Raw genomic sequence first — 13132 nt, forward strand, 5'->3', positions numbered from 1 at the left:
GCCGGATACTCGACCGGCTTGCCGCATCTGTCGTTAGCCGCCTGTCCGCGGCTCATTCCATTTCGAAGTCGAGACCCGGGCAGACGGTGAGAACCGGTGCCCGGGGTATAGATTGGATCAGCCCTTGAGGACTTCAACCAGCGTCTTGCCAAGGCGGGCCGGCGACGGCGAGACGCGGATGCCAGCCGATTCCATCGCCGCGATCTTCGATTCTGCGTCGCCCTTGCCACCGGAAACGACGGCACCGGCATGACCCATCGTGCGGCCCTTCGGGGCCGTACGACCAGCGATGAAGCCGGCCATCGGTTTCTTGCGGCCCTTCTTGGCTTCATCCTTGAGGAACTGTGCTGCGTCTTCTTCTGCCGAGCCGCCGATTTCGCCGATCATGATGATCGACTGGGTGGCTTCGTCAGCGAGGAACATTTCCAAGACGTCGATGAACTCGGTGCCCTTGACCGGATCGCCGCCGATGCCGACAGCCGTCGTCTGGCCGAGGCCTTCGTTCGAGGTCTGGAACACGGCTTCGTAGGTGAGCGTGCCCGAGCGGGAAACGATACCGACTGAACCCTTGCGGAAGATCGAGCCCGGCATGATGCCGATCTTGCACTCTTCCGGCGTCAGGATGCCCGGGCAGTTCGGTCCGAGCAGGCGTGACTTGGAGCGGTCGAGGCGAGCCTTGACGCGCACCATGTCCAAAACAGGGATGCCTTCGGTGATGCAGGTGATGAACGGGATCTCGGCGTCGATCGCTTCGATGATCGCGTCGGCTGCGCCTGCCGGGGGAACGTAGATCACGGTCGCGTCGGCGCCGGTCTTTTCCTTGCCTTCGGCAACGGTTGCGAAGATCGGCAGGCTTTCGCCCTTCGAGCCCGTCCAGGTTTCGCCACCCTTCTTCGGGTGGATACCGCCGACCATCTGCGTGCCGTAGTAGGCAAGCGCCTGTTCGGTATGGAAGGTGCCGGTCTTACCGGTCAGGCCCTGAACGAGGACCTTTGTGTCTTTATTGACGAGAATGGACATTTATTTCCGGTCCTTCAAAATTAGGCGTTGATCGCCGCGACGATCTTCTTGGCCGCATCGTCCAAGTCGTCAGCTGCCGTGATCGCGAGACCCGACTCGTTCAGGATCTTCTTGCCAAGCTCGACATTGGTGCCTTCGAGACGCACGACGAGCGGAACCTTCAGGCCGACTTCCTGCACAGCCGCGACAACGCCTTCAGCGATGACATCGCACTTCATGATGCCGCCGAAGATGTTGACGAGGATGCCTTCGACCTTTGGGTCCGCCGTGATGATCTTGAAGGCCGCAGCGACCTTGTCCTTGCCGGCGCCGCCGCCGACGTCACAGAAGTTCGCCGGCTCCTTGCCGTAGAGCTTGATGATGTCCATCGTCGCCATGGCGAGGCCGGCACCATTGACCATGCAGCCGATGTTGCCGTCGAGCGCCACATAGGCGAGGTCCCACTTCGAGGCCTCAATTTCCTTGGCGTCTTCTTCCGTCTCGTCGCGCAGCGACTTGACGTCGTCGTGACGGAAAATCGCGTTGCCGTCGAACGACATCTTGGCGTCGAGGACGCGCAGGTGGCCGTCCTTCATCACGATCAGTGGATTGACCTCGAGGAGAGCCATATCCTTTTCGCCGAAGGCCTTGTAGAGCGCCGGGAACAGCGACTTGGCGTCTTCTGCGGCAGCGCCATCGAGCTGCAGCGCCTTGGAGATCGCGGCAACATCGGCGGCCGTGACACCGGCCTCAGGATCGATCGCAATCGTGTGGATCTTTTCGGGCGTGTCGTGCGCGACGGCCTCGATGTCCATACCGCCTTCCGTCGAGACGACGAAGGCAACGCGGCCGACGGAGCGATCGACCAGCAGCGAGCAATAGAGCTCGCGAGCGATGTCTGCGCCGTCTTCGATGTAGAGGCGGTTGACCTGCTTGCCGGCTTCACCCGTCTGCGCCGTTACCAGCGTGTTACCGAGCATTTCCTTGGCGTGGGAAACGACTTCCTCGATCGACTTGGCGAGGCGAACGCCACCCTTGGCGTCAGGGCCGAGTTCCTTGAACTTGCCCTTGCCGCGCCCGCCGGCGTGGATCTGGCTCTTGACCACGTAGAGCGGGCCGGGGAGCGACTTGGCGGCAGCTTCGGCCTCCTCGACCTTGAGGATCGCCACGCCTTGCGCGACCGGCGCGCCATAGCCCTTCAGCAGAGCCTTGGCCTGATATTCATGAATATTCATGGGTCTATTCCTGTTTGGATGACGTCAGCGCGCGGTCCGATTACTTGAGCGCAGGCGCAATGTTGATGCAGGCTTCGCATAGGCCGGCGACAGCGCCGACAGACTTGTCGAAAGCTTCCTTCTCGGCCTTGTTGAGGTCGATCTCGATGATGCGCTCGACGCCGCCAGCACCAATGACCGTGGGAACGCCGACATACATGTTTTTGACGCCGTACTGGCCGGTCAGCTGTGCTGCGCAGGGCAGAACGCGCTTCTTGTCCTTGAGGTAGGATTCAGCCATTTCGATCGCCGAGGCAGCGGGTGCGTAGTAGGCTGAGCCGGTCTTCAGCAGGCCGACGATTTCGGCGCCGCCGTCACGGGTGCGCTGGATGATTTCTTCGAGGCGCTCCTTGGTGACCCAGCCCATGGTCACAAGGTCAGTAAGCGGGATGCCCGCTACCGTAGAGTAGCGAGCCAGCGGCACCATCGTGTCGCCATGGCCGCCGAGCACGAAGGCGGTGATGTCCTGTACGGAAACGTTGAATTCCTTGGAAAGGAACAGACGGAACCGCGAGCTGTCAAGCACGCCGGCCATGCCGACGACCTTATTGGCCGGGAGGCCGGAGAACTTCTGCAGCGCCCAGACCATCGCGTCGAGCGGATTGGTGATGCATATGACGAAAGCGTTCGGGGCGTACTTCTTGATGCCGGCGCCGACCTGTTCCATGACCTTGAGGTTGATGCCGAGAAGATCGTCGCGGCTCATGCCCGGCTTGCGGGCGACGCCTGCGGTGACGATGCAGACGTCCGCGCCTTCGATCGCGGAATAGTCGCTGGCGCCTGTCAGGTTGGCGTCAAAGCCCTCGACCGGAGAGGACTGAGCAATGTCGAGGCCCTTACCCTGAGGAATACCGTCGGCGATATCGAAGAGAACGATGTCACCCAGTTCCTTCAGGCCGGCGAGATGCGCCAGCGTGCCACCAATCATGCCAGAACCAATGAGTGCGATCTTGTTACGCGCCATTTCGCTGTTTCCTTTGCGATCAAAATTCGTCAGGCGACGCGCGGAGGGGGGCATCGCCCAATGCCGCCATCGCATAGCCCCAAAGCCAAAAAATGGCAAACGATTATTTTTGAGCGAGGAATTTCAATCGTTTAGATCATTAAATTCTTACGTAAACGTAAGATAATTCGCCACCAAATCGTTACTCTGCAGCCCGTCGCTCGTGGTGCAATGCGAGATACTCGGCACTGCGCATTTCGAAAAGGCGCGAGACAGTGCGGTCGAATTCGAAGCCTTCGATACCACGCGCTTGTGTCAACAAATTTTCAGGCATCGCTGCAGCGGACACATAGAGCCGCACCGCGTGATCGTAAAGCGTATCAATCAGAATGATGAAGCGCTTGATCTGGTTTCGCTTATCAGGCCCCAGCAATGGTACACGGTCGACGAAGATGGCGTCAAAGCGCTCGGCAACGGCGAGAAAGTCGGCCGCGCCCAATGGCCTTTCGCAGAGATCGGCAAATGAGAAGCGCGCCAGGCGATCGACTGCCAGCGGCACATGGATCGACCGCCCCCTCATCGGAATTTCCAGCGGCTGTGCCCTGCGGCCATGCAGTGCCTGCATCCAGGATGCATCCATGGCCATGTCGGTCCGGTCATCGAGCGGCGTCAGATAGACCGGCTGGCTGTCGAGCTTCTCCATCCGGTAGTCGGTCGGCGAGTCCAGGGTCACGATCTCGACGTGTTGCTTCAGAAGATCGACAAACGGCAGGAACAGGCTTCGATTGAGGCCGTCCTTGTAGAGATTGCCCGGCTCGACATTCGATGTCGCGACCAGCAGGCATCCGCGCCGGAAAAGTTCGGAGAAAAGCCGCGACAGGATCATCGCGTCGGCGATGTCAGTCACGGTGAACTCATCGAAGCAAAGCAGTTCGGCCTCGTCATAGAGCGCAGCAGCGACGACCGGAATAGGATCGGCCTGCTTGGTCTCGCCCTGCTTGAGCTTCAGTCGGTGCGCCGCGATGCGGTTGTGCACGTCGGTCATGAATTCATGAAAATGCGCGCGCCGCTTCTTCGCGCAGGGTGCCATTGCGAAGAACATGTCCATCAGCATCGTCTTGCCGCGGCCGACGCTGCCGTGAATGTAGAGCCCCTTGACCGATTCCGACGGCTTCTTCTTGTTGGCGAACAGCCAGCCGAGGGCGCTCGCCTTTGCCGCCGGCCGCCGCTGCTTCAACCCCGACAGTACCCGATCCAGGCATTTGGCAACATGCATCTGGGCTGAATCGATTTGAAGCGCGCCCGAAGCCGTCAGCGACTTCAACTGCTCGCTGACGCTAAGCGTGTAGTCTGGCATGGGTTGCATAAAGGAGGTCCGCCTATGCAGGATCGGCGGCCTTCGCCGCCCAATCTTTTAACGGCTGAGGCTGATCGCCTGCCCGGTATTGGTCTGGCCGCTAAAGGCGTTGTCGGCAGTCTTGTAGACGCTGCCGATCTGGTTGCCGCTGCGGTCTTTCAGGATGACCTGCTTGCCCGTGACTTCCCAGGAGCCCATCGCCGTCAGTTCGCCGACGCAGCCGCGCGTACCGCCGCGCGAGCCGCTGCCGAGATTGGTAAGCGTCAGGAACATGTCGCAGGACCCGTTGACGCGCCAGCTGCCGACCATCGATTCCTTGGTGACATCCATCGCATTCGCAGCCATCGCGCCGGGCTGGCCACCGGCGACGGGCGCCGCAGTCGTCGGGGCAGCGGGGAACTGCGAAGAGCCGGAAGGCGGCGGAAGCTGCCCGCCCTGAACCGAGGGAACCGGCTGCGCTGTCAGCGGCGACGGGGCAGAATAGCTTGCATCATTATATGCGGTGCGCTGGCAGCCAGCTAACGACAGAATAACCACGAGACCTGTCGCCATATGTCTGAACTGCATCATGATACTCCTGATTTTTCCAGTATTGTCCTGAAGCTGCCGCTCAATCACGGCGGAATTATCTTGAAAGGCTGTATTGAATCAAGCCAGCGCGAGGAGAAATTGTGTCGATGTGGGAGCAACGCCGTAAAACCGAGACAAATTTGGCGCAATCCCGGGCAAATCAAGGTTTCGTGATCGGATAAAGAAAAGGGCCGCATCTGCGGCCCCCTTGCTGGATCGATCAGACGCGACGCTCGACCATCATCTTTTTGATTTCGGCGATTGCCTTGGCCGGGTTCAGACCCTTCGGGCAGGTCTGCGCGCAGTTCATGATCGTGTGGCAACGATAAAGGCGGAACGGATCCTCGAGATTGTCGAGGCGCTCGCCGGTCGCTTCGTCTCGGGAGTCGATCAGCCAGCGGTAAGCCTGCAAGAGAACGGCTGGGCCGAGGTAACGGTCACCGTTCCACCAGTAGCTCGGACAGGAGGTCGAGCAGCAGGCGCAGAGAATGCACTCGTAGAGGCCGTCGAGCTTCTGGCGATCCTCGTGGCTCTGCTTCCACTCCTTGGCCGGTGTCGGCGAGACTGTCTTCAGCCACGGCTCGATCGAGCGGTGCTGGGCGTAGAAGTTGGTCAGGTCGGGAACCAGGTCCTTGACGACAGGCAGATGCGGCAGCGGATAGATCTTTACCGCGCCCTGGATGTCGTCGAGGCCCTTGGTGCAGGCCAGCGTATTGGTGCCGTCGATGTTCATCGCGCAGGAACCGCAGATGCCCTCGCGACAGGAACGGCGTAGCGTCAGCGTCGGATCGATCTTGTTCTTGATGTATAGCAGGCCGTCGAGCACCATCGGGCCGCAATCGTCGACATCGATGTAGAAGGTGTCGATCGACGGGTTCTGGCCGTCATCCGGGCTCCAGCGGTAGACGCGGAATTCGCGGGTGTTCTTCGCACCTGCCGGCTTCGGCCACACCTTGCCTTCGCGCATCTGGGAATTCTTGGGAAGAGCGAGTTCAACCATGTCCAGTTCCTCTTAGTACACGCGAGCCTTGGGCGCGATCTTCTTGGGATCGATGCCCTCTGCGATGAGCTCGGTGTGAACCGGGCGGTAGTCGAGCTTGACGTCGCCGGCGTCGTTGACCCAGGCGAGCGTGTGCTTGCGCCAGTTGACGTCGTCGCGCCCGGCGAATGCGCCTTCCGTGTAGTCTTCGCGTGCGTGGGAGCCGCGGCTTTCCTTGCGGGCCTCGGCGCCATAGATCGTGGTGATGGCGTTGGCCATCAGGTTCTGTAGCTCGAGCGTTTCCACGAGGTCGGAGTTCCAGATCATCGAGCGGTCGGTGACCTTGATATCACGCATTTCCTGCCAGATGGCCGAGATGCGTTTGCAGCCCGATTCCAGCGATTCCTGCGTGCGGAACACGGCAGCGTCTTCCTGCATGGCGCGTTGCATCTTCTCGCGCAGCACGGCCGTCGGCGTGCCGCCGCTGGCATGGCGAAGATCGTCAAAGCGATCCATGATCTTGTCGCAAGCGGCGACATTCAGATGCGGCACCGGTGCGGCACGGTCTATCACCTCGCCGGCGCGGATTGCCGCGGCGCGGCCGAAGACCACGAGGTCGATCAGCGAATTCGAACCGAGACGGTTGGCGCCATGCACCGAGGCGCAGCCGGCTTCGCCGACAGCCATCAGGCCGGGGATGATGCGTTCCGGATTGGCGCTGTCGGCGTTCAGCACTTCGCCCCAGTAGTTGGTCGGAATACCGCCCATGTTGTAATGGACCGTCGGCAGGACCGGGATCGGCTCGCGGGTGACGTCGACACCGGCGAAGATCTTGGCGCTCTCGGAAATCCCCGGCAGGCGCTCGTGCAGAACGGCCGGATCGAGATGGTCGAGATGCAGGAAGATATGGTCCTTGGCCTTGCCGACACCGCGGCCTTCACGAATCTCCAAGGTCATGCAGCGCGAGACGACGTCGCGCGAGGCAAGGTCCTTGGCCGAAGGCGCATAGCGTTCCATGAAGCGTTCACCTTCGGAATTCACGAGGTAGCCGCCTTCGCCGCGCGCGCCTTCGGTGATGAGACAGCCCGAACCGTAGATGCCGGTCGGGTGGAACTGCACGAACTCCATGTCCTGCAGGGGCAAGCCGGCGCGGGCCACCATGCCGCCGCCGTCGCCGGTGCAGGTATGGGCAGACGTTGCCGAGAAATAGGCGCGGCCGTAACCGCCGGTCGCCAGCACCACCATCTTGGCGGCGAAGCGATGGATCGTGCCGTCATCGAGGCACCAGGCGACGACGCCGGTGCAGCGGCTGCCGTCTTCCGACATGATCAGGTCGAGCGCGAAATACTCGATGAAGAATTCCGCGTTGTTGCGCAGCGACTGGCCGTAGAGCGTGTGCAGGATGGCGTGGCCGGTACGGTCGGCAACGGCACAGGTGCGCTGTACCGGCGGGCCTTCGCCGAAGTTCTGCATGTGGCCGCCGAACGGCCGCTGATAGATCTTGCCTTCCTCATTGCGCGAGAAGGGAACGCCGTAGTGCTCCAGCTCATAGACCGCCTTCGGCGCTTCCATGGTGAGATACTGCATGGCGTCGACGTCGCCGAGCCAGTCGGAGCCCTTGACGGTGTCGTAGAGATGCCACTGCCAGCTGTCGGGCGTCATGTTCTGCAGCGAGGCGGCGATCCCGCCCTGGGCTGCGACCGTGTGCGAGCGGGTCGGGAACACCTTGGTGATACAGGCCGTGCGGAAACCCTGTTCGGCCATGCCGAGCGTGGCGCGAAGGCCGGCGCCACCGGCGCCGACGACGATCACATCGTATGAGTGATCGACATACTTGTAGGCCTTCCCATTCTGAGCGGGTGAAGTCGATGCCATGATACGGTTATCCTACGAATGCAATTTTCAGAATGGCGAAGAGACAGAACCCCGCCATCAGGATCGAAAAGAAGGTGTTCAGCATCAGCAGGGCGAGCTTGGCGAATTCGCCATGCACGTAGTCCTCGATGATCACCTGCATGCCGAGACGCATATGAATGGTGCCGGAAATGACCATCAGGCCCATGACGACCGCAACAAACGGGCTCGACAGCGCGTGAACCACGTCCGCGTAAGGCTCGCCAGCGTGAACGATCATGAAAATGATAAAGAAGAGAAAGAGCGGCACATTGGCAACCGCAGTGACGCGCTGACGCCAGAAATGATCGGTGCCTTCCTTGGCCGAGCCAAGGCCGCGAACCTTACCCAGAGGGGTGCGCATATCCATGAGAACAACCTTCAGAAGCGAATGAGGAAGCCGATCACCCAGACCAGCACGGTCAGACAGAGCGATATGACGATCGAAGCCTGGGCCATCTTGGTCGAGACGTCCTTATCGAGGCCGTAGCCGAGATCCCAGACGAAGTGACGGAAGCCGCCGACCATGTGGTGCAGCAGTGCCCAAGTATAGCCGAGCAACACGAGCTTGCCGATGATGCTGCCGAGTATCCAGTTGACCCAATCATAATAGGCCTGGCCGGTTGCAGCTCCGATCAGCCACCAGGCGACCAGCAGCGTGCCGACATAAAGTGCGCCACCAGTAATGCGGTGGACGATCGACATGACCATCGTGGGGATAGGCTTGTAAATTTGCAAATGCGGCGACAGGGGCCGTTTATTTGTGACATTCGCCATCAGAACCTCGCGGCGTCTTCTCTGCGCTCCCGGATTTCGGAGCATTCAAGGCAACCACACGAATGACAAATTTGTTTGTGTGCGTCGCATCAATGGCGACGTTTAATCACGGAAGCCCCTAACGACAAGTATAATTGCACCCCCAATTTAATTTAATCGATTTGCGTCTCTGGGTGGCGTGAACTGCGCTTGACGGCGCGGCGGCCCCGCTGCGCAAGCGGCATGGCCAGACGTCTTCTGGACAAGCGGCGGCTTTTGGCGCATTTTGCGGTTAACGCTTTGTTAACCATCTCGTTTCCGGAGATCCGCACGATGCTGAAGACCCTATCCATGCTCGTTTCTCTCGCGGCAGCGGCTCTGATCGCGCTGCCGACCTCAGCAGGCGATTTCGGCCAGAATTCGTTCTCTCGCCACGGTGGCAAGCAATTCATGAGGCATCACGCGCCGACGATCGTCGGCCGACCCTTTCGTGGATGGAACGATGGACGCGTCCGCTTCTCAGATGGATACGGCCGGTTCGGCCATCGTCCCGGTCGCGCGGCTCTGATCAAGCGCGCCTCATGGCCGTATCGCGGCTACAATGGTTATAGCGGCTATGGCGGACGCAACGTCATCATCTTGGTTCAGCCGCAGCCAGGTGGAGGGGTCAGCGGCACCTATTCGGGATCGTCATACGTCTATGATGCCGACGGTGGGACCTATGTCGCCAGCAGCGGCTATGGCTTCCCTGCCCCGCAGCGAACCACCAACCTCGCGCCAATGGCCAAGGTGATCAACGTCACCGCCAAGAGCAGCAGCTGTTCATACGAGGCTGGCGTCTGCGTTATCAGGCCATGAGGCGCCAAACGGTCGTTTTCTTCACCTCGCTGTCTTCCAACGCCCGGGTAACGGGAACCTGATAGATTGCGCAGAATTCCAAGCGCTTCTTGGGAAGATAGGCGCGTCCCGGATCCCCAACGAGGACTGCGATACCCTGACGGCTGAGCGTCTCGAACCATGGAACGATCGCTGCCGCAAAGTCGCTGTCGTAGAAGACGTCGCCCGCGACCAACATATCCGCCTCGACCTTGTCGCCGATCAGATTAGCACCGGTAAAATCGACCTCGACCTGGTTCAGGCCGGCATTCAGTCGTACCGCGGTTTCGGCCCACGGGTCGATGTCGGCGGCAACGACCTTGGCCGCTCCCGCCATCTTTGCCGCAATCGCCACCAAGCCAGAACCTGTGGCGAAGTCGAGAACGCGCTTGCCGGCAACGATATGCGGATGATCAAGTATGTAGCGCGCCAGCCCCTGACCACCCGCCCAGGCGAAGGCCCAGAAGGGTGGCGGCAGACCGATCTCGGCAAGCTCCTCTTCCGTCTTCAGCCACAACTCATGCGCTTCGTCCGCTAGATGCAATCGAATTTCCGGCACATGCGGCGGCGCCATCGGGCTGGTGTTGGCGCGGATGAAGATCTCGGGATCGGTTTTCAACGGCGTCTCAACGCGGCGGATTATCGAGGCCACCTAGCCGGCAAATCTCCAGATACTCATCGTCAGTCACCGGCTGGACCGAAAGCCGCATGGAGGTGACGAGCGACATCTTGGCAAACCTCTCGTTGGCCTTGATGTCCTTCAGCGAAACCGGTTTGGGAATGTCGCAGACGGCGCGAATGTCAACGCAATCCCAGCGGTCGTCGCCTTTGGCTGTCGAGTCCGGATGCGACAAGACACACACCTCGACGATGCCCACGATCTCGAGACCTTCGTTGGAGTGATAGAAGAAGCCCTTGTCGCCAAGCTGCATCGCCCGCATGTTGTTGCGGGCGAGATAGTTGCGGACACCCGTCCACTCGATGCCCTTCTCGCCGGCCGCCTTTTGCTGCTCCCAGGACCAGGAAGCCGGTTCTGATTTGTAAAGCCAATGCGCCACGCTCATGCCTCCGGATTGTTGAAGACCCAATTGAAGGGCTTGATCTCGACGCTCTCAAAAAGCCCGGCCCTCGTGTAGGGGTCGCTGTCCGCCAGCGCCTTGGCCGCTTCGATCGTATCGGCATGAATGATGACGAGGCTGCCGCATGGCTTGCCCTCACCGTCGAGAAACGGGCCGGCCATCTTCAACACGCCCTCAGCATTGAGCTTGTTGAGATGTTCCACGTGAGCGGGCCGGGCCTCCATGCGGACGCTGAGATGATCGGGCTTGTCCTTGCAGAGAAGAGCAAAGAGCATATCGAAACTCCTATTCTGTGGTAATCGGGCGCGTCATGAGCTGATCGATCGCCTCGGCAATGCCGAGCTTACCGTCGATGATAGCGGAAACGGCATCGGTGATCGGCATGCTAACAGCGAGCGACTGCGCCAGGCGCGATGCAACAGCGGCCGCAAAGGCGCCTTCGACGAGCTCGCCGTGGGCAGGATCGACTGTCTCGCCGCGGCCGAGTGCAATCCCGAAGCGCAGGTTGCGCGATTGGTGGCTGGTAGCGGTCAGCACCAGGTCGCCGAGGCCGGACAGCCCGCGCACGGTATCCGCCTGTCCACCTTTGGCGACGACGAAACGCGACATCTCGGCAAGCCCGCGTGCAATCAGCGCCGCACGCGCGGAGTCTCCAATGCCGGCCCCCTCGACAATGCCGCATGCAATCGCCAGAACATTCTTCAGTGCGCCGCCGAGCTGCACGCCGACCCGGTCGGACGAGGCATAGAGCCGGAAAGTTCGACCGGAGATTGCATGTGCCAGCCTTTCGGCAACATCCATATCAGCCGCAGCAATCGCCATCGCCGTCGGCAATCCCTTGGCGATATCGGCGGCAAAGCCGGGTCCCGACAGGGCAGCAACCGCATGACCGGGTATTTCGCGCTCCAGCATGTCGGTCAGCAGATTGCCCGTCGCCCTCTCGATGCCCTTGGCGCAGGTCACGACGATGGCACTGCTCCCCAAATAGGGTCGGTACTGTCTTGCGGCATCCGCCTGCGCCTGCGAGGGCATCGCGAAGAGCACGATATCGGCATCGCCGATCGCATCGGGTTCGGCGGAAAAGGCGAGAGACTCCGGCAACGCGATGCCCGGCAAGACCGCATCGTGCAAACGCTCAGCTTTCAGGTCCGCGATCAGTTCAGGATCCCGACCGACCAGCGTCACCGCGTTGCGCTCCGTCAGGGCGATCACCGCGGCAAGCGCGGTTCCAAAAGCACCAGCTCCGACGACGGCAATCTTTTCGCTCATGCTTTCGCTCCCCGTTTGCCGAAGCCAAGCAAGGTTTCGGCGTTGGAATCCAGCGGCCAGCGCGAGCGCGGCTGCACATCGAGGTCATCAGGCGCCACGCCTGTCGCCATCCGCTCCAGACCAGCCCAGGCAATCATCACGGCGTTGTCGGTGCACAGCCGCAGCGGCGGCGCGACGAAACGAAAGCCGTGCTTGCCGCAAAGCGACTGCAGCGTGCTGCGAACCTCCAGGTTGGCAGCCACACCGCCGGCCACCACGAGGGCCGGTCTGCCGTCGACATGAAGGGACTCGGACTTGAAACGCTCCAGCCCGCGGCCGATGCGATCCTTCAGCGTCCGTGAGATCGCCTTCTGGAATGAGGCGCAGATGTCCGCCACATCCTGCTCCGTCAACGGCGCGATTTCGGTCGCGGCCTGGCGCACGGCCGTCTTCAGGCCGGAAAACGAGAAGTTGAGCTTGGCCTCTCCCACCAGTGGCCGCGGAAAATTGAAGCGATCCGGGTTACCACTCTTGGCCGCGCGCTCGACCGCCGGCCCGCCGGGATAAGGCAGACTCAGCAGTTTCGCCGTCTTGTCGAAGGCTTCGCCGAGCGCGTCATCAATGGTCGTGCCCCAGCGCTCGTATTGCCCGACACCACGGACAAGAATAAGCTGCGTATGGCCGCCAGAAACGAGCAGCATCAAGTATGGAAATGCGAGCCCATCCGTCAGCCGCGCTGTCAATGCATGCCCTTCAAGGTGATTGACGGCGTAGAGCGGCTTTCCGGAGGCCTTGGCAATCGCCTTTCCGGTCATGAGGCCGACGAGCAGACCGCCGATAAGGCCAGGCCCGGACGTTGCCGCGATGGCATCGATATCCGAGAGCGACACATTGGCACGTTTCAAGGCTTCGTCGATCAGCGTATCGAGTGCCTCGACATGGGCGCGAGCGGCGATCTCAGGCACAACGCCGCCATAGGCGCTGTGTTCCTCGAGTTGGCTCAGGACGACGTCGGAACGCACCGTCGGCCGCCCGTCGACGGCTCGCTCGACCACTGCCGCCGCAGTTTCGTCGCAGCTTGTTTCGATGCCGAGGATGCGTAGAAAGGGCGCCATGAAACCTGATCGTTGATTGCGATGGGTCTTAAACCTGTTTACG

General features: G+C 61.0%; 15 protein-coding genes. 1 reads left to right on the forward strand and 14 read right to left on the reverse strand.

Annotated elements, in window-relative coordinates:
- Positions 1–117: 117 nt before the first annotated feature.
- The 9 genes from sucD to sdhC form a co-directional block, all read right to left on the reverse strand.
- The gene (gene sucD / locus LPU83_RS57740; RefSeq protein WP_024316821.1) at positions 118–1020 is read right to left on the reverse strand and encodes a succinate--CoA ligase subunit alpha; all 903 of its coding nucleotides are present in this window, start codon (positions 1018–1020) and stop codon (positions 118–120) included.
- 20 nt (positions 1021–1040) lie between these two features.
- Positions 1041–2234, reverse strand: a complete 1194-nt coding sequence (sucC, locus tag LPU83_RS57745; RefSeq protein ID WP_024316820.1) for an ADP-forming succinate--CoA ligase subunit beta — start codon at positions 2232–2234, stop codon at positions 1041–1043.
- Positions 2235–2274: 40 nt separating this feature from the next.
- Positions 2275–3237 carry a malate dehydrogenase gene (mdh, locus tag LPU83_RS57750; protein ID WP_024316819.1) on the reverse strand — a complete coding sequence of 321 codons (963 nt, stop codon included), beginning with the start codon at positions 3235–3237 and terminating at the stop codon, positions 2275–2277.
- Positions 3238–3418: 181 nt separating this feature from the next.
- Positions 3419–4582, reverse strand: a complete 1164-nt coding sequence (zapE, locus tag LPU83_RS57755) for a cell division protein ZapE (RefSeq protein ID WP_024316818.1) — start codon at positions 4580–4582, stop codon at positions 3419–3421.
- Between the two features lie 48 nt (positions 4583–4630).
- Positions 4631–5140, reverse strand: a complete 510-nt coding sequence (locus tag LPU83_RS57760) for a protease inhibitor Inh/omp19 family protein (RefSeq protein WP_024316817.1) — start codon at positions 5138–5140, stop codon at positions 4631–4633.
- A gap of 223 nt (positions 5141–5363) precedes the next feature.
- Positions 5364–6143, reverse strand: coding sequence for a succinate dehydrogenase iron-sulfur subunit (locus tag LPU83_RS57765; RefSeq protein ID WP_024316816.1), 780 nt, complete (start codon positions 6141–6143; stop codon positions 5364–5366).
- Positions 6144–6155: 12 nt separating this feature from the next.
- Positions 6156–7997 carry a succinate dehydrogenase flavoprotein subunit gene (sdhA, locus tag LPU83_RS57770; RefSeq protein ID WP_037070106.1) on the reverse strand — a complete coding sequence of 614 codons (1842 nt, stop codon included), beginning with the start codon at positions 7995–7997 and terminating at the stop codon, positions 6156–6158.
- A gap of 7 nt (positions 7998–8004) precedes the next feature.
- Positions 8005–8385 carry a succinate dehydrogenase, hydrophobic membrane anchor protein gene (sdhD, locus tag LPU83_RS57775; protein WP_024316814.1) on the reverse strand — a complete coding sequence of 127 codons (381 nt, stop codon included), beginning with the start codon at positions 8383–8385 and terminating at the stop codon, positions 8005–8007.
- 11 nt (positions 8386–8396) lie between these two features.
- Positions 8397–8792, reverse strand: a complete 396-nt coding sequence (sdhC, locus tag LPU83_RS57780; RefSeq protein ID WP_024316813.1) for a succinate dehydrogenase, cytochrome b556 subunit — start codon at positions 8790–8792, stop codon at positions 8397–8399.
- A gap of 312 nt (positions 8793–9104) precedes the next feature.
- Between sdhC and LPU83_RS57785 the strand changes: the two genes are divergently transcribed.
- Positions 9105–9629, forward strand: a complete 525-nt coding sequence (locus LPU83_RS57785) for a hypothetical protein (protein ID WP_024316812.1) — start codon at positions 9105–9107, stop codon at positions 9627–9629.
- Here the strand turns inward: LPU83_RS57785 and LPU83_RS57790 are convergent.
- The 5 genes from LPU83_RS57790 to tsaD are packed head-to-tail and all read right to left on the reverse strand — an operon-like array spanning position 9619 to position 13089.
- Positions 9619–10266 carry a class I SAM-dependent methyltransferase gene (locus tag LPU83_RS57790; RefSeq protein WP_024316811.1) on the reverse strand — a complete coding sequence of 216 codons (648 nt, stop codon included), beginning with the start codon at positions 10264–10266 and terminating at the stop codon, positions 9619–9621. The two genes, LPU83_RS57785 and LPU83_RS57790, sit on opposite strands and share 11 nt — an antisense overlap.
- 7 nt (positions 10267–10273) lie before the next feature.
- Positions 10274–10705, reverse strand: a complete 432-nt coding sequence (locus tag LPU83_RS57795) for an EVE domain-containing protein (RefSeq protein WP_024316810.1) — start codon at positions 10703–10705, stop codon at positions 10274–10276.
- A 2-nt stretch (positions 10706–10707) separates the two neighbouring features.
- Complete coding sequence (locus tag LPU83_RS57800) at positions 10708–11001, reverse strand: YciI-like protein (RefSeq protein WP_024316809.1); 294 nt, start codon at positions 10999–11001, stop codon at positions 10708–10710.
- A 10-nt stretch (positions 11002–11011) separates the two neighbouring features.
- Positions 11012–11995 carry an NAD(P)H-dependent glycerol-3-phosphate dehydrogenase gene (locus LPU83_RS57805; protein ID WP_024316808.1) on the reverse strand — a complete coding sequence of 328 codons (984 nt, stop codon included), beginning with the start codon at positions 11993–11995 and terminating at the stop codon, positions 11012–11014.
- Positions 11992–13089 (reverse strand): tRNA (adenosine(37)-N6)-threonylcarbamoyltransferase complex transferase subunit TsaD, encoded by a 1098-nt coding sequence (tsaD, locus tag LPU83_RS57810; protein ID WP_024316807.1) that lies wholly within the window; start codon positions 13087–13089, stop codon positions 11992–11994. The genes LPU83_RS57805 and tsaD overlap by 4 nt, the downstream gene beginning before the upstream one ends.
- Between the last annotated feature and the right edge of the window lie 43 nt (positions 13090–13132).

It is taken from the genome of Rhizobium favelukesii (assembly GCF_000577275.2).
Lineage (GTDB): Bacteria > Pseudomonadota > Alphaproteobacteria > Rhizobiales > Rhizobiaceae > Rhizobium > Rhizobium favelukesii.